Source organism: Vibrio rarus, assembly GCF_024347075.1.
GTDB classification, from domain to species: Bacteria; Pseudomonadota; Gammaproteobacteria; order Enterobacterales; family Vibrionaceae; genus Vibrio; species Vibrio rarus.
Map to the genome: position 1 here is coordinate 2,118,365 of NZ_AP024900.1, position 16,544 is coordinate 2,134,908.

Below are 16,544 nucleotides of genomic sequence, written 5' to 3' on the forward strand. Positions count from 1 at the left end.
GGGGTTCTGCTAGAGCATAAGCCCTAGCAGAAAGGTTCCACAAAACAAACTACCAACCTAAGTTAGTATGTGCTTGCACATGCACCGTAATTTCTTCTCTATCATGATAAAGATGTTTAGCTTGTAAGGTGAATTTAATGCCATTTTCTTTCAAGAACACCTTCAAGTTTTCAATATCTTGCAGCACTTCATCATAACGTCCTTTCATTGGCAGTTTTAAGTTGAAGATGGCTTCTTTACACCAACCTTGGATCAACCACTCTCCCATTAACTGAGCCACTCGAGAAGGCTTTTCAATCATGTCACACACCAGCCAAGTCACATTTTTACGTGGTGGTTCAAACTTAAAACCATCGGCTTGATGATGCTTCACTTGGCCTGTATCCATTAGGCTTTGCGCCATCATGCCGTTATCAATTGCGTGCACAAACATAGAACGCTTAACTAACTGATAAGTCCAACCGCCAGGACAGGCGCCCAAGTCCACCGCCCACATGCCTGAAGAGAGTCTTTCATCCCATTCATTTTTAGGGATAAAGACATGGAACGCTTCTTCTAACTTTAATGTGGAACGACTAGGCGCATCCGCTGGGAATTTTAGACGAGGGATCCCCATAAAGAACTGAGAGTTATTACTTGGGTACGAGTAACCCACATAACACTTACCCGGCTCCACAAAGCACAAATGCATTACGGGTTTTTTTAGGTTGTCTTTTTTATACAACAAGCCTTTACCACGCATGGCTTGACGCAAAGGAACGGTAAATTTACGACAGAATTTCAATAGCTCTTTGGCTTCATTGGTATCTGGCGTCTCTACTCGTAAATCCCCACACGTTGGCACTGTTTTCTCAGCCAGAGCTTCAAGAATTGGTGATATACGATCAGCAACAGGAAGCTCTTCCAGAGCGGCGGCAACCGCAAACATTTGGCGCGCAAAAATAAGGGTTTTAAAATCAATTTCACGCACTAATCGATCCGCATCCCCTGCACTGTAACACTCAAATAAAACATAACCACTGTTACGCTTTACACGGGGAAAGCCAAACACTTCAAGATTGTTCGCTTTGTCTTGAATCTCACCCGCACAGTCTTTCTCAAAGCCCGCACGACAATACAAAATAACCTGTTTCAAGTTAAACCTCGTTTCAATATGCTGAATAGATGCATTCAACACGCGACGCGTATCGCGTCAAAAATAATAAAAACTAGCCTATGGAAGGCACGCCTTCGCTTGCCGCTATATTGAGCATCCAATCTCTAAATGTCGCAATACGCCCTACATCCGCTTGTTTTTCATGACAAACCACATAGAAAGCGTTTTTACTCACTAACACTTCATCAAATGGACTAATTAAACGCCCCGCCTCTATTTCTGGTTGAGCCAGAACATTATTACCTAACGCTATGCCTTGTCCGTGAGCGGCCGCCTGCAACACCATAGTCGAGTGACTAAAGATAGGCCCGTAATTGACATTGATGTTATCCACATCATGCTGACGAACAAACTGCTTCCAATCTTTACGCGAAGTATCATGCAGCAAAGTGTGTTGCGAGAGATCTTTTAAGGAGTTAAGGGGTTTATCACCATCGAGTAAACGAGGGGCGCAAACGGGTATCAAATACTCTTGATACAATTTATCCGCACGCAAACCAGACCAATTACCACGCCCATAATAGATAGCAACATCAACATCATCACTTAATGAGCCTTCATCCATGTCCACCGCTTTGATTCGTACATCAATATCCGGCTCTTGTGCGTTAAAATCAGCCAGTCGTGGCACCAACCATTGAATAGCAAAACTCGGTTGCAAGCTAATGGTTAACGAGCCCTTCTCACTGCGTTCCAGTACTTTATCCGTAGCCTCTGACAGTGAGGTGAAAATATCTTTAATATCAAGAAAGTAACTTTGCCCTTCTTCGGTCAGCAACAAAGAACGATTGCGTCTTCTAAATAACTTTAAGCCTAAATACTCTTCAAGCGCTTTCACTTGATGACTTACCGCAGCTTGAGTAACAAATAGCTCTTCTGCCGCTCGGGTAAAACTTAAGTGCCGTGCGGCTGCCTCAAAAACCTTCAATGATTTTAGTGGGGGTAATCGTCTTGCCATTAGCTCTCAACTAGCATTAGTTTTTCTCATGTGAAACATTATAAATTGTCCATTGCTCTACAGCCAGAGAAAATCTATATTTCGTGTCACGCGTTAGGGTCTAAACGGCATGCCTTTGGCATGGATCCTATATGCTGTGTTGTGTTTATACGCTCTTTTTGAGCAAGGTAGCTTCTACCAATGCTTGGGTAATATACCGAAGCATAGTTCCAATTTAATGAACTTGTCTGTCATTTTACACCGCTCTTTTGAGCGGTGTTTTTTTATGTCTAAACAAAAAGAAGGCCGGTATCAAGCACCTTGATACCGGCCAATGTCTATTCGACTTAATGAGCTTAAGGGCGATACACTTTAACGTTATTAAAGCCTTGCTCCTGTAGATACAACGCCTGCAAACGGCTCATGACGCCACGTTCGCAATACAATAAGTATGTTTTAGACTGATCTAAATCACCAAACTTGGTGGCTAACTTATAGAAAGGAATATGCTCAATATCGACATTATCTATCTCTAAAGGACGCTCGTCTTCTTCATCTGGACTGCGAATATCAAGAACAACCGCATGCTCTTGTATGGCCGTAACCTGCTCCACTTCGGGTGCTTGTTCTAGGCTTTCTTTTTCAATATCTCGAATGTCCATAATTCGAGCTTCTTTCACTACGCGCTCTAGCACAGAGAAATCAAATTTTTCCTCTTCGGCTTCCAGTTTCCCTTTCACGGCTTTCACGGTAGGTTTACGCGAAATAACACCACAATATTCTGGCATTATTTTTGCGAAATCTTCCGTACCAATACTGCGAGAAAGGTCAATGATGTCTTCTTTATCCCAGTTAATCAACGGACGTAAAATCAAGGTATCCGTCACACCATCAATATGGCGTAAGTTAGTTAATGTTTGGCTTGAAACCTGACCTAATGCTTCCCCTGTTACCAAAGCTTCAATTTTAAAGCGTTCAGCAATCATACCACCAGCACGCATAAACATACGCTTGAGCACCACGCCCATTTGCCCGTCTTCAACGTTTTCCAAAATCTCGGCAACCACAGGTTCAAAGTCCACGGCGATAAATTTAACTTTGGCGGACGAACCGTATTTATTCCACAAGAAATGAGACACTTGCTTCACGCCAATTTCGTGCGCAGGGCCACCTAAATTGAAAAAGCAGAAGTGGGTTTTTGAGCCACGTTTAATATGTAGGTAGCTTGAGACACCAGAATCAAAACCACCAGAGATCAAACTGAGTACGTCTTCTTGAGTTCCAAGAGGGAAGCCACCTAAACCTTTATGGCGAGCCAATACTTGGTTTAGTTTTTCGTTGGCAACTTCAATATTCACCGTCACTTCTGGACGAGTCAATTTAACCTTAGCACTTGCCACGGCTTGGTTGAGACCGCCACCCACATAACGCTCAAGATCGATAGAAGAAAAGTCATGCTTACCACGACGCTTAGCACGAACTGAGAAGGTTTTACCTTCAATACGCTCACGACTCAACTCAAGCACTTGCTCGTAGATGTCGTGCATATCGGTAAACTCGGTTTGTTTCACTTCTAAAGAGTGATGAATACCTGGAGTTTGCGTCAGGATCTCTAATACTTCTTGATAGTACTGGTAGCTCTCTGCAGAAACCTCAATATGATCCCTACGATTGAATACCGCCACAGATTCCGTGCGACGTTGGATAATGATCCTTAAATTGCACTCCAAAATGCGAGTAAAGCGCTTTCTCACTGATTCGCTTTTTACAAAAATTTCTGGATGTGGCTTTACGATAAACTTCATAGGTAACTTCACTTCTAATGCGTCAATGACTTGAGTCTAGCCCAACTGATCCCGTCAACGGAGTCGTTAACTTATTTTAGTTAACTCACCTAAATGATTAAGGTTAATTGAGGGCGACGAATTATATACTGATTTTAAGCAGAGTAAAAATAAAACAACATGTCATGCTGTGCATTTATCTGCCGATAAACGAACTAAAATTAGTGATATAGGAGGGTTTTTGACAGCTGAAAATTGACCAAAACCGTTACCTGAGTTACCTTTCCCAGATCCTAGCGCAGAAAAGAATGAATATGGCGACCAAAAAACCAGAAAACATGAGTTTTGAAGAGTCTCTTAGCGAGCTCGACAGCATAGTCAATCAACTTGAACAAGGGGATCTAGAGCTAGATTCTGCATTGAAAAGTTTTGAACGTGGCATTGCTCTTGCTCGCGCAGGTCAATCCAAGCTAGACCAAGCAGAACAGCGTGTTTCAATTTTGATGGACAATCAAGTTGAAGCGACTCCACAAGATTTTAACTTTGACTCTGGCGATGACCCATTTTAAGCAACAACTCGAACACTACCAAAAACGAAATAACCAGCAATTAGAAATTTGGTTAGACTCCTTACACCTGCAAAATAACGCCCTAATTCAAGCCATGCGCTATGGGCTATTATTAGGTGGTAAGCGAGCTCGACCGTTTCTGGTGTACGCCACAGGCTCTATTTTTGGTCTAAGTAATGAACAACTAGATACACCGGCCTCAGCTATTGAGTGTATACATGCTTACTCTTTGATTCATGACGATCTGCCAGCAATGGACGATGATGAATTGCGCCGTGGCCAAGCCACTTGCCATATTGAATTTGATGAAGCTACCGCCATTCTTGCCGGTGATGCACTGCAAACACTGGCGTTTACCATTTTAGCGGAAGGGACATTGGCCTCTCAGGCTGAAAACTTTCGTATAAAGATGGTACAAGGTTTAGCCCATGCATCTGGTGCATCTGGCATGTGCTTAGGGCAGTCTTTAGACTTAGAAGCAGAAAATCGTCAAGTCACACTAGAAGAGTTAAAGCTCATTCATCGTAACAAGACGGGGGCCTTGATAAAGTCAGCCATCCAGCTTGGAGCTTATGCAGCAGGGGAAATTGGCATAAAACAACTGCCGCGTCTCAATGCATTTGCTGATAAGATAGGGCTCGCTTTTCAAGTTCAAGATGACATTTTGGACATTACTAGTGATACTGAAACCCTAGGTAAGCCTCAAGGCTCTGATATCGCCTTGAATAAATCCACTTACCCATCGCTTCTTGGACTTAAAGGTGCGCAAGACAAAGCCGCACTGTTGTTAGAACAAGCCTTACTCGAATTAAAAGGCATTCCATACAACACTGAACTACTGGAGCAATTTGCTCGCTACGTAGTTGAAAGAAAAAACTAATTTATTCACTTATCAGCGCGAAAACTTATGACACTTGATATATCAAAATACCCTACATTGGCATTAGCCAACACGCCTGATGAGTTGCGCTCTCTGCCTAAAGAGACGCTCCCAACACTTTGTGACGAGTTACGAACCTACCTTTTAAAAAGCGTCAGTAAGTCCAGTGGCCATTTAGCCTCAGGGCTAGGTACAGTGGAACTTACGGTTGCCTTGCACTACGTCTATCAAACTCCTTATGATCAACTTTTATGGGACGTCGGGCATCAAGCATACCCACATAAAATACTCACCGGCCGCCGCGAGCAAATGTCCACCATTCGTCAAAAAGATGGACTGCACCCTTTTCCTTGGCGCGGCGAAAGTGAATACGATGTACTCTCTGTTGGGCACTCATCAACCTCAATAAGTGCAGCCCTTGGTATTGCCATCGGTGCAGAAAAAGAAGCCAAAGGCCGCAAAGTGGTCAGCGTTATTGGTGATGGTGCCATTACCGCAGGTATGGCCTTTGAAGCTATGAACCATGCAGGTGATATCCACCCTGACATGTTGGTTGTGCTAAACGACAACGAAATGTCCATTTCTGAAAACGTTGGCGCGCTCAACAATCACCTAGCTCAAGTATTATCCGGCAGCTTATATACCTCCATTCGTGAAGGGGGCAAAAAAGTATTATCTGGCGTGCCACCCATTAAAGAGTTGGTAAGACGTACAGAAGAACACCTAAAAGGCATGGTCGTTCCCGGTACTATGTTTGAAGAGCTCGGTTTCAACTATATTGGTCCTGTGGATGGTCACGATGTCCTTGAATTAGTCAAAACTTTAAAGAATATGCGCCACTTAAAAGGGCCGCAATTTCTGCATATTATGACGAAGAAAGGCAAAGGCTATGAGCCAGCAGAAAAAGATCCTATTGGCTACCACGGCGTACCTAAGTTTGATCCTGCGGTCAGTTCACTTCCTAAAAGCAAGGGCAGCAAACCGACCTTCTCCAAAGTGTTTGGTGATTTCCTTTGTGATATGGCCGCCCAAGACCCTAAATTAATGGCGGTGACCCCTGCTATGCGTGAAGGCTCTGGTATGGTTCGCTTTTCAAAAGAGTATCCAAAACAGTACTTTGATGTTGCCATTGCAGAGCAACATGCCGTTACTTTAGCCACAGGTTTAGCCATTTCAGGAAATAAACCCATTGTGGCGATCTACTCAACCTTCCTACAGCGTGGTTACGATCAATTGATCCATGATGTCGCTATCATGAACCTTCCTGTGATGTTTGCTATCGATCGCGCCGGTCTTGTTGGTGCCGATGGACAAACTCACCAAGGGGCTTTCGATCTGAGCTTTATGCGTTGTATTCCTAATATGACTATCATGGCTCCTAGCGATGAAAACGAATGTCGACAAATGCTTTACACTGGCCACCAGCATCAAGGCCCAAGCGCCGTTCGTTACCCTAGAGGTAGCGGTGTAGGGGCCAATATTGCAGCAAGCTTTACTGAGTTAGAAATAGGTAAAGGGCGCATTGTTCGCCAAGGAAGCAGTAAAGTGGCGATATTAAGTTTTGGTACTTTCCTTGAGAATGCCATGCAAGCCGCTGAGCAACTGGATGCCACCGTCGCTGATATGCGCTTTGTTAAGCCTCTTGATGAAGCCCTTATTCAGCAACTCGCCAACGAACACGATGTGCTGGTCACCATTGAAGAAAATGTCATTGCCGGGGGCGCAGGAAGTGGCGTCGTTGAATATTTAATGTCACAAAAGATAATCAAACCAGTATTAAACCTTGGTCTTCCGGATTACTTTGTGGCGCAAGGTACTCAACAGGAAATGCATGTTGAATTGAAATTGGACGCGCAAGGCATCCAAGGTCAAATTGAAAGCTATTTAAGCTTATAACGGATTTGGGGGCCCTGACAGGGCCCCAGAAATTCACCCTAAAACCAACCTAATACTGCGCCAAGTGCCGCTAAACATACACCAGCCATCACACCTGCGACAATATCATCAATCATAATACCTAGGCCGCCGTGCACTTGCTTATCTAGGTAGCTAATGGGCCATGGTTTAACCATATCGAAGAAACGAAACAAAACAAAACCGGCTATCAACCAGTGCCAATCATTCACTGGGAGGTTAAAAATGGGCACCACTAACATCGTAATCCAAAAACCGGCAAATTCGTCCCATACAATAGAGCCATGGTCGTGCACGCCCATATCCTTAGACGTCACACCACAAATTTTAATGCCGATAATACAGCTTAATAACACCGCCACAGAATACACAATAAGGGGTAATTGAACTAAGGCTAAATAGAGCGGAATAGAGGCCAATGTCCCCATAGTGCCGGGAATAATAGGAGAAAGGCCACTACCAAAACCTGTCGCAAATAAATGCCAAGGGTTGTCTAACGAAATCTTATCAAGGGGATTACTCATGGGGATCTCTAAATGATTATATTAAAGGGGAATTAAGTGCGGAAATGATCAAAACCCGCAACGTCTTTTTCTATTAATTGGTTATTGCGCAGTAGTTGCAAAGTGTCAGATTCGATGATCTCTCCCACCTCGGTAAGGAGAATACCAAGCTCTGCTGCTTGTTGTTGCACAGACTCTAGCAGATGTTGGGGTAAGGTAAAACAAAGCTCGTACTCTTCGCCACTTTTCAGTGCGTACTGTTGAGCCGTCTCTTTGTCTAAGCAATATTCTATCAGCTCTTGAGACACAGGAAGCTTATCAAGAGCTAACCTAGCGCCCACCTTAGAGCGGTGCATTATATGTTGTATATCCGAAACCAAACCATCAGAAATATCAATGCAACTGCTGGCTTTACCTCGTAGCATCATCCCTAATCTAATTCGAGACTCAGCGCAGTAATGGCGCGCCTCTAACGTTGCCGCATGAGCAAGAAGACGTTTGTGAGGTTCAAGAATCACTTCAAGGCCAGCATGACTATCACCTAGCTGTCCACTCACTAAGATTTTATCCCCCTCACGAGCTCCAGAACGTAACAGAGCCTCACCTTGAGGAATAAAGCCATGAACGGTCAAGGTAATGCTTAAAGGGCCTCGTGTTGTGTCTCCGCCTATCAATTGCAGGTTATGGGCGTCGGCAAGTGGAAAAAATCCCTCACAAAATTGCTGTAGCCATTTTTCATCGGGTTTAGGTAGCGAGATCGCCATCGATACCCAAGCAGGCTCTGCGCCCATAGCCGCCAAGTCGCTAATATTTGAAGCCAATGCTTTATGCCCTACCCATTTAGGGTCGGCGCTTTGTAAAAAGTGAGTGCCCGCCACAAGGGAGTCGGTACTCACGGCTATTTGGCTGCCAGCCGGGGATAGCAATAACGCGCAATCATCTCCTTGAGAAAGCGCGACATCATTGCGCTTGAGTTTCTGATTGGCAAAATACTTACTAATGAGTTCGAACTCTCCGGCCACAATGACTCCATTTGCGTTTGGGGAATAGACAAAAAAGGCCAGCAGATGCTGACCTTTATTACTATAAGATGTTAAATAATCCGTTACGACTATTTTTTAGCTTTACACTTATTTTTTAGCTTTACGCAATGACGGTGCGGCTTTATCAAGCACACCATTAACAAATTTGTAGCTGTCTTCTGCAGCAAACACTTTTGCCAATTCAATCGCTTCGTTAATCACCACTTTATGAGGAACGTCTTCGCGACGAGTCATCTCATAAATAGCAAGACGAAGAAGCGCGAGCTCCATCATATCTAAGTCTTGCATTGGACGAGATAAGAAAGGGCGTAGCTTGCTGTCAAGCTCTTGGTGAGACAGTGCAACACCAGTCAACAGATCACGGAAGTATGCTACATCTGTTTCTTGTTCGTTCAACGCTGGCTCGTCAGCTTGGGTTTCTTCTTCCCCGTACTTTCCAGCGGACAAAAACTGTTCTTCTACAGTAGCGATATTTTCTTTAGTGATCTGCCAAGAATATATAGCTTGTAGAGCAAATTGACGTGCATTACGACGTGCGACTGGTTTCACACTGGCCCCCATTAGGAATCGATTTCAGAAAGAACGTTGATCATTTCAAGCGCGCTTAGTGCAGCTTCTGCACCTTTGTTACCGGCTTTGGTTCCAGCACGCTCAATAGCTTGATCAATGGTATCAACGGTCAACACACCAAATGCAACGGGTAGACTGTACTCCAAAGACACTTGTGCTAGACCTTTATTACACTCACTACAAACATAGTCAAAGTGTGGCGTACCGCCACGAATAACTGAGCCTAACGATACAATCGCATCGTACTTCTCAGTGCGAGCAACACGTTGAGCAACAAGCGGCAATTCAACTGCGCCTGGGCAACGTACTACTGTGATATTGTCTTCTGCAACTTGTCCATGTCGCTTTAAGGTATCGATAGCACCAGACAATAAACTTTCGTTAATAAAGCTATTAAAACGCGAAATTACGATAGCAATTTTAGCGTTTGGTGCCGGAAATCCACCTTCGATGACTTTCATATGTTTTCCTTCAACTGTCTCATGAGTGAGAACCGCCGGATTCTAGCACAATTATGTGACTAGGATCTAATATCATTTCAGCTAATTCTCTAGTTATTGATGAAACGAGCTACTACAGTAGCCCGTCACGATTTATTTGTTATTCGCACACATACTCTACAACGTCTAAACCAAAGCCCGACAAAGAGTGATAACGTTTGTTGCTTGATGACATTAGTTTCATCTTGCTCACGCCCATATCGGCCAGAATTTGTGAGCCCACACCCACACGGCGTGATGTGCCTTGCTTCTTAGCCATCGTTGGCGCTTCGCCTTTATCTTGTTGCTCAAAAGCTTTTAGCTTATTGATACGTTGTTCGCTGGTCTCTTCATTACCAAGAACTACAAGAACCCCCCCCTCTTCACCAATACGCTGCATCGCTTTATCTAAAGACCAGCTACGATCCGAATCACGGTTTGAGTGCAATAGATCGGTAAATGTATCTTGTAGATGCACTCGAACTAAACACGCTTTTTCAGACACTTCACCCTTACGCAAAGCATAGTGAACTTGGTTATCAATGGTGTCGCGGTAGGTCACCATATCAAAATCGCCAAATTCAGTTGGCATCTTACATTCAGCCACACGTTCAATGGTGGTTTCTGTATTGTTGCGATACTCAATTAAGTCCGCAATCGTACCTAGCTTAACGCCGTGTTTTTCTGCAAAAATCTCAAGATCTGGACGACGGGCCATTTCCCCATCATCCTTTAGGATCTCAACAATAACAGAAGCAGGCTCACAGCCAGCAAGACGCGCTAAATCACAGCCCGCTTCAGTGTGCCCTGCGCGAGTAAGTACCCCACCATCTTGCGCCGATAGAGGGAAGATATGACCCGGTTGAACAAGATCAGCTGCTTTAGCATCTGCCGCAACCGCCGCTTGCACAGTCACAGCACGATCAGCGGCAGAGATACCTGTTGTCACCCCTTCCGCTGCTTCAATAGAAACAGTAAATGCGGTTGAAAATTGCGCATTATTATCTTGTACCATAGGTGGCAGACCTAGGCGAGCACAGCGCTCTTGTGTCATGGTTAGACAGATGAGACCGCGCCCATAAGTGGCCATAAAGTTTACCGCTTCCGGAGTAATATGTTCTGCCGCCATGATTAGGTCGCCTTCGTTTTCACGATCCTCATCATCCATTAGGATAACCATCTTACCTAAGCGAATATCTTCAATAATTTCTTGTGGTGAGCTGATAGGCATGTTTGATTCCTTAGTTAAGTGTCTGTCGCACGCGTCGAATAACGCCTATGCAAAGCCATTTTGTTGTAAAAATTCCATCGTCATTGGTGTGGAATTTTGCTGTTGTTCTGAGCCCATGCCTAGCAATCGCTCCATATAGCGAGCCAAAACATCGACTTCAAGGTTAACTTTTCTTCCTACGCTAAACGCATCAATGATCGTTTGCTCTGCGGTATGAGGAACAATGGTTAGTTTAAACGCATTTTTTCGCAAGTCGTTGATCGTTAGGCTGATGCCATCAACTGTAATGGAGCCTTTTTGCGCCACATAACGCTCTAATTCACTCGGCAGTTCCACCCAATACTCAACGGCACGACCAACGGGCACTCTCTCAATGATAGTGCCTACACCATCAACATGTCCGGAAACGATATGCCCACCAAAACGAGTGGTCGGTAACATGGCTTTTTCCAAATTCACCTTGTCCCCCACTTGGTAGTGAGCAAAGCCTGTTTTAGTCAATGTTTCTACCGATAAATCTGCCGTAAATGAGCGGTGGTCAAAACGCACTACAGTTAAACAAATACCATTAGTGGCAATACTGTCACCGAGTTTGACATCCGACATGTCCAAAAGCCCAGTGTCCACCGTTATGGAGATATCTTCCCCTTTATTGGTAATAGCATCTAGTGTACCAACGGCTTCAACGATACCGGTAAACATAGTTATTCCTACTCTATTTTGATTGCTTAAATGTTGCTACCAGCTTTATATCTGGCCCTACCTGAGTGAGCTGTTCCACATTCAACTCAATGGCCTGATCCATATCGGTCAACCCAAGAAGGTTAACTAAGCCTCGTCCATCCGTGCCCATAATTTTAGGCGCTAAATAGACAATGAGTTCATCCACAAGGCCTTGTTCGATAAAACTGGCGGCTAAGGTTGCACCGGCTTCTACCCAGATATGGTTAATATTGTGTTGCGAGGCTAGGTTTGCAAGTAGCTCGGGTAAATCAATACCATCTTTTGTTGTTCTCGTTTGCGGCGTGACGTTATCCGTAATCACCAACACTTCGCCATCGGCACTAAACAGTCGCATGTCAGCAGTAAGGTGACGCTGACGATCCAGAATCACCCGTAACGGTTGTCTCACCTCTCCTTGCGGATAAGCTTGCTGATGATCAGCTGATAGCTCAGTAACACGCACATTTAAAGAGGCACTATCATCAATAACGGTTTTTGATGTGGACAAAATAGCCCCTGATTGCGCACGATAAAGCTGAACATCCGCCCGTGCCTGAGGGCTAGTGATCCACTGACTTTTGCCATTACTTAGGGCTGTTTTACCATCTAAACTGGCTGCCATTTTTAACTGAACCCAAGGTAAGCCAGTACGCATTTTCTTTAAAAATGGGCGATTAATGCGTTCGGCCTCTGGCTCTAACAAGCCCACCAATACTTCAATACCCGCCTCTCGTAACATGGCGATACCCTTACCGCCCACTTGAGGGTTAGGATCTTGCATGGCACAGATAACACGAGCCACACCTGCCTTAATTAGCCCTTCGGCACAAGGGGGAGTGCGCCCATAATGAGAGCAAGGCTCAAGAGTCACATAAGCGGTCGCCCCCCTTGCCTTATCACCGGCCATGCGCAAAGCATGCACTTCCGCATGCGGACCACCGGCGCGAATATGATACCCCTCACCAACAATCGTTTGTTGTTGTGTAATCACACAACCAACGTTAGGGTTTGGGTGAGTAGTAAATCGACCCTTTTCAGCCAATTTAATCGCTTTCGCCATCATCTGATGGTCAAATAAAGAAAAGTGCATTTAAACTACTCTTTTGCTGTGGGTTTTATGGGGGCAGTTGAGGATAAAAATCAATCTTCCAGTTTAGCGATCTCTTCGCCAAACTCTCTAATATCTTCAAAACTGCGATACACAGAGGCAAAGCGGATATAAGCGACCTTATCTAACTCTTTAAGTTGTTCCATGACTAGATTACCAATCATGTCACTGGACACTTCACGTTCGCCTGTGGCGCGCAATTTCGAGTTAATAATACTCATAGATAACTCAACAGCATCGGCACTAACCGGACGCTTTTCTAAGGCGCGATGCAAACCATTTGCTAATTTATCTTCATTGAAAGGTTCACGGTTACCGTTTGATTTAATGACCTTAGGCATCACCAACTCAGCCGTTTCAAACGTGGTGAAACGTTCCTTACAAGCAAGGCATTGGCGACGACGACGCACTTGATGCCCGTCAGCAACCAATCTTGAATCGATAACTTTGGTCTCATTTTCTGAACAAAATGGGCAATGCATACAAGCTCCATGATTACGGTTTAATTTTACACCCGCAAGGTTACAATATTTAGTCAGTGTAACGGATTTACCTATTGGATTCGAGGATGTTCCTTAAAGGGATAACTTCAAAAAAGGGCTCTGTGATAGAGCCCTCATTCTTTTCGACGACTGAATAGACAAAATTATAATAACTTTGAATTTCATGTTCTTACTTTAGGTTTGTAACAAATACTAAGGGCGAGCTAAATAATCCCCCTTGCCTACCCATTTGTAGCTGGTGAGTTCCTCTAATCCCATCGGTCCGCGCGCATGCAATTTTTGAGTGGACACGGCCACTTCAGCCCCTAATCCAAATTGCGCGCCGTCGGTAAACCTTGTAGATGCATTCACGTATACAGCGGCAGAGCCGGCAGCATTAATAAAGCGTTCTGCGTTAGTAAGATCATTGGTCATAATCGCATCTGAATGGCTGGCATTATGATCACGCATATGTTTAATAGCGCCCTCTACGTCATCAACCACTTTAACCCCAAGCGTGAACGCTAACCATTCTGTATCAAAGTCACCTTGCTCTGCAGCTCGGACGTTATCTGCATCGCTAAAATAAACTAAAGCAGAGGCATCTGCGACAAACTCAACTTTCCCGTTCAGCTGCTTGGCTAATTTAGTGATAAATTCCTCGGCTACAGCTTGGTGTACTAGCAGAGTATCGAGTGAGTTACACGCTGATGGACGTTGCACTTTTGAGTTTTCAACCACAGTTAATGAGCGTGCCATATCAGCACTTTCATCGACGAAGATATGAGAAATACCAAAACCACCAATGATGACAGGTATGGTGCTGTTCTCTTTACACATTTTATGTAAGCCCGCTCCACCTCGAGGAATAATCATGTCGACGTATTCATCCAGTTTCAACAGTTTAGACACCAACTCACGGTCAGGCTTATCGATATATTGAACCGAAGCTGCGGGTAATCCTGCTTGCTGTAACGCAGTTTGAATAACCTTAACCAGTGCCATATTGGAGTGGAAAGTCTCTCTGCCACCACGCAAGATACTCCCGTTGCCCGTTTTTAAACATAAAGAGGCAATATCTATGGTGACATTAGGTCTGGCTTCATAAATTACGCCAACCACACCTAATGGCACGCGACGGCGAGATAAAGCTAAACCATTTTCTAAGACGCGACTATCCAGTTCACTACCAATAGGATCGCTCAGTTTGATGACGTTACGCACGTCATCGGCAATAGCAGCCAATCTGGCTTCCGTTAATAACAGGCGATCTAACAGAGCTTCGCTCATGCCCGCATCTCGACCCTTTTGAATATCAATAGCATTGGCATCGAGAATGGTCTGCGATTGCTTCAATAACTCATCAGCCATAATAGCCAACGCCTGATTTTTAGTTGCTGTTGTGCTGGTCGCTAGAGCAAAAGACGCTTGTTTTGCACGCTGGCCAAGTTGAATTAAATCCACTGTGTTCATCCTCAAAAAATTTCGTTGATTAATACCCGTCACTGTAAATAACGGCTCATTGACTGTGATGGGCCTTAATCCTGCATCATGACTAAATCATCGCGGTGTATCACTTCTGAGCCATAATCATGCCCTAACACCTCGCCGATTGCCTTACTATGCATCCCTTTAATTTGTGTTAAATCGTCACTGGAGTAACGCACTAATCCCTTAGCTACAAGTTGTCCAGATTGAGTCACAATACGTGCCACCTCACCACGAGCAAAGTGACCATTTACGCCAACAACCCCTTTAGCAAGAAGGCTACTACCTTTACTTTGTAAGGCATTGACGGCACCATCATCAATGGTAACGTCACCTGACGCAGCAGGGCCGGCTAAGATCCAGCGTTTACGATTCTCTAAAGAGCCAGCAATTGGCCAAAAGCGCGTTCCACAGGGTGATGAAGAGACACTCTCTAAAATCACATTTTTTGCACTGCCCGCGGCTATGATCACTTCAATACCGGCACGTCTAGCAATATCTGCGGCTTGCAATTTCGTTGCCATACCACCCGTACCTAAAGTGGTACCACTGCCACCAGCAATTTTACGTAATGTTTTGTCAATGGTGGTCACTTCACGAATCAGCTCAGCCTTAGGGTTATTTCTTGGGTCCGCTGTAAATAAACCCGGTTGATCCGTTAAAAGAAGCAGTTTGTCTGCACCACAGAGTATCCCCACTAAAGCAGACAAGTTGTCATTGTCTCCCACTTTAATTTCCGTGATCGAAACAGCATCATTCTCATTAACGACAGGAATAATGTGGTGCGCGATTAACGCATTCATCGTATCTCTAGCGTTCAGGAAACGCTCTCTGTCTTCTAAATCCGCTCGGGTTAGTAACATCTGACCAATTTTAAGGTCATATATGGCAAAGAGGGATTCCCACACTTGAATAAGGTGTGACTGACCCACCGCGGCTAGGAGTTGTTTGGTTGCCATCGATTTGACAAGATTTGGATGACCTAGTTGCTCGCGCCCTGCAGCAATGGCACCTGATGAAACAAGAACAAGGTTGTACCCTTGTTTCTTCAATTCTGCGCACTGACGTACAAGTTCTACCATATGAGCGCGATTAAGAAACTGAGATCCTCCAGTTAACACGCTGGTGCCGAGTTTCACTACAACAGTCTTAGCTTGCATTCGTTACTCATTGATTCTTGATAAATAATGGTCTTTTTTAACAAGCTCAGCTCAGTTGCACAAGTAAAAAAGCAAAAAGGCACCTAAAGGCGCCTTTAATGGTTTTATTGCTATGCCATTTATTCGCTATGCAATCGCCTCAGAGTCATCGTGCAGTGCAAATTCAAAAGCAAACTGTTCACTCAGTTGAGCTTGAATCTTTGATTGAAACACAGATTGCGTGCGCTTTACTTCCGCAGCGGCCGTACTAGGCACTTTTTCATCGACCCAAATGCCCGATGCATTATATTTACCATGATGGAAACGTGCGATACAGACTGTCCCTTCATCTTGCTTTTCAAGCTCCATCCACCATCCCCAAAACTCACGACACTCTGGAGATTTGCTATCATCCACACACACGGACAAGCAATCAAACAAAAATAGATTCGGTTGGCACTCTGCTTCACGTAAATAAGGGCCGATAGCTTTAAGCTTTGAGATCATTCGATGATAAGTAGGCTGCTTTCCTGACATA

The 16,544-nt window shown here is 44.5% G+C and carries 17 protein-coding genes; 3 read left to right on the forward strand and 14 right to left on the reverse strand.

Features of this window, described 5'->3' with window-relative positions; all coding sequences use genetic code 11:
- Positions 1-49 precede the first annotated feature (49 nt).
- The 3 genes from rlmM to thiI form a co-directional block, all read right to left on the reverse strand.
- Complete coding sequence (gene rlmM, locus OCU56_RS09635; protein WP_261873019.1) at positions 50-1,135, reverse strand: 23S rRNA (cytidine(2498)-2'-O)-methyltransferase RlmM; 1,086 nt, start codon at positions 1,133-1,135, stop codon at positions 50-52.
- Positions 1,136-1,208: 73 nt separating this feature from the next.
- Positions 1,209-2,114, reverse strand: coding sequence for a transcriptional regulator GcvA (locus tag OCU56_RS09640; protein WP_261873020.1), 906 nt, complete (start codon positions 2,112-2,114; stop codon positions 1,209-1,211).
- Between the two features lie 335 nt (positions 2,115-2,449).
- Positions 2,450-3,898 (reverse strand): tRNA uracil 4-sulfurtransferase ThiI, encoded by a 1,449-nt coding sequence (thiI, locus tag OCU56_RS09645; protein WP_261873021.1) that lies wholly within the window; start codon positions 3,896-3,898, stop codon positions 2,450-2,452.
- A gap of 293 nt (positions 3,899-4,191) precedes the next feature.
- Here thiI and xseB point away from each other — a divergent pair, with 293 nt between their 5' ends.
- Genes xseB through dxs form a run of 3 tightly spaced genes read left to right on the forward strand, consistent with a single transcriptional unit; the run spans position 4,192 to position 7,222 of the window.
- Positions 4,192-4,446 (forward strand): exodeoxyribonuclease VII small subunit, encoded by a 255-nt coding sequence (gene xseB / locus OCU56_RS09650; RefSeq protein WP_261873022.1) that lies wholly within the window; start codon positions 4,192-4,194, stop codon positions 4,444-4,446.
- On the forward strand, positions 4,433-5,326 hold the full coding sequence (gene ispA, locus OCU56_RS09655) for a (2E,6E)-farnesyl diphosphate synthase (RefSeq protein WP_261873023.1): 894 nt from the start codon (positions 4,433-4,435) through the stop codon (positions 5,324-5,326). The genes xseB and ispA overlap by 14 nt, the downstream gene beginning before the upstream one ends.
- 27 nt (positions 5,327-5,353) lie before the next feature.
- A complete protein-coding gene (gene dxs / locus OCU56_RS09660) occupies positions 5,354-7,222 on the forward strand; it encodes a 1-deoxy-D-xylulose-5-phosphate synthase (protein ID WP_261873024.1) in 1,869 nt (622 codons plus the stop codon).
- 38 nt (positions 7,223-7,260) lie between these two features.
- Here dxs and pgpA read toward each other — a convergent pair whose 3' ends face one another.
- The 11 genes from pgpA to crl form a co-directional block, all read right to left on the reverse strand.
- Entirely contained in the window at positions 7,261-7,764 is a 504-nt protein-coding gene (pgpA, locus tag OCU56_RS09665) for a phosphatidylglycerophosphatase A (protein WP_261873025.1), read from the reverse strand.
- A 32-nt stretch (positions 7,765-7,796) separates the two neighbouring features.
- The gene (thiL, locus tag OCU56_RS09670) at positions 7,797-8,765 is read right to left on the reverse strand and encodes a thiamine-phosphate kinase (RefSeq protein WP_261873026.1); all 969 of its coding nucleotides are present in this window, start codon (positions 8,763-8,765) and stop codon (positions 7,797-7,799) included.
- A gap of 108 nt (positions 8,766-8,873) precedes the next feature.
- Positions 8,874-9,347 carry a transcription antitermination factor NusB gene (gene nusB / locus OCU56_RS09675; protein ID WP_261873027.1) on the reverse strand — a complete coding sequence of 158 codons (474 nt, stop codon included), beginning with the start codon at positions 9,345-9,347 and terminating at the stop codon, positions 8,874-8,876.
- Positions 9,347-9,817, reverse strand: coding sequence for a 6,7-dimethyl-8-ribityllumazine synthase (ribH, locus tag OCU56_RS09680; protein ID WP_261873028.1), 471 nt, complete (start codon positions 9,815-9,817; stop codon positions 9,347-9,349). Before ribH ends, nusB begins: the two co-directional genes overlap by 1 nt.
- Positions 9,818-9,956: 139 nt before the next feature.
- Complete coding sequence (gene ribBA / locus OCU56_RS09685) at positions 9,957-11,066, reverse strand: bifunctional 3,4-dihydroxy-2-butanone-4-phosphate synthase/GTP cyclohydrolase II (protein WP_261873029.1); 1,110 nt, start codon at positions 11,064-11,066, stop codon at positions 9,957-9,959.
- Between the two features lie 45 nt (positions 11,067-11,111).
- Positions 11,112-11,768, reverse strand: a complete 657-nt coding sequence (locus OCU56_RS09690; RefSeq protein WP_261873030.1) for a riboflavin synthase — start codon at positions 11,766-11,768, stop codon at positions 11,112-11,114.
- A gap of 13 nt (positions 11,769-11,781) precedes the next feature.
- Positions 11,782-12,879 carry a bifunctional diaminohydroxyphosphoribosylaminopyrimidine deaminase/5-amino-6-(5-phosphoribosylamino)uracil reductase RibD gene (gene ribD, locus OCU56_RS09695; RefSeq protein ID WP_261873031.1) on the reverse strand — a complete coding sequence of 366 codons (1,098 nt, stop codon included), beginning with the start codon at positions 12,877-12,879 and terminating at the stop codon, positions 11,782-11,784.
- Positions 12,880-12,929: 50 nt separating this feature from the next.
- On the reverse strand, positions 12,930-13,379 hold the full coding sequence (gene nrdR / locus OCU56_RS09700) for a transcriptional regulator NrdR (protein WP_261873032.1): 450 nt from the start codon (positions 13,377-13,379) through the stop codon (positions 12,930-12,932).
- Between the two features lie 213 nt (positions 13,380-13,592).
- On the reverse strand, positions 13,593-14,843 hold the full coding sequence (locus tag OCU56_RS09705) for a glutamate-5-semialdehyde dehydrogenase (RefSeq protein WP_261873033.1): 1,251 nt from the start codon (positions 14,841-14,843) through the stop codon (positions 13,593-13,595).
- Between the two features lie 74 nt (positions 14,844-14,917).
- Positions 14,918-16,027, reverse strand: coding sequence for a glutamate 5-kinase (gene proB, locus OCU56_RS09710; protein WP_261873034.1), 1,110 nt, complete (start codon positions 16,025-16,027; stop codon positions 14,918-14,920).
- 126 nt (positions 16,028-16,153) lie between these two features.
- Positions 16,154-16,543 carry a sigma factor-binding protein Crl gene (crl, locus tag OCU56_RS09715; RefSeq protein ID WP_261873035.1) on the reverse strand — a complete coding sequence of 130 codons (390 nt, stop codon included), beginning with the start codon at positions 16,541-16,543 and terminating at the stop codon, positions 16,154-16,156.
- Between the last annotated feature and the right edge of the window lies 1 nt (position 16,544).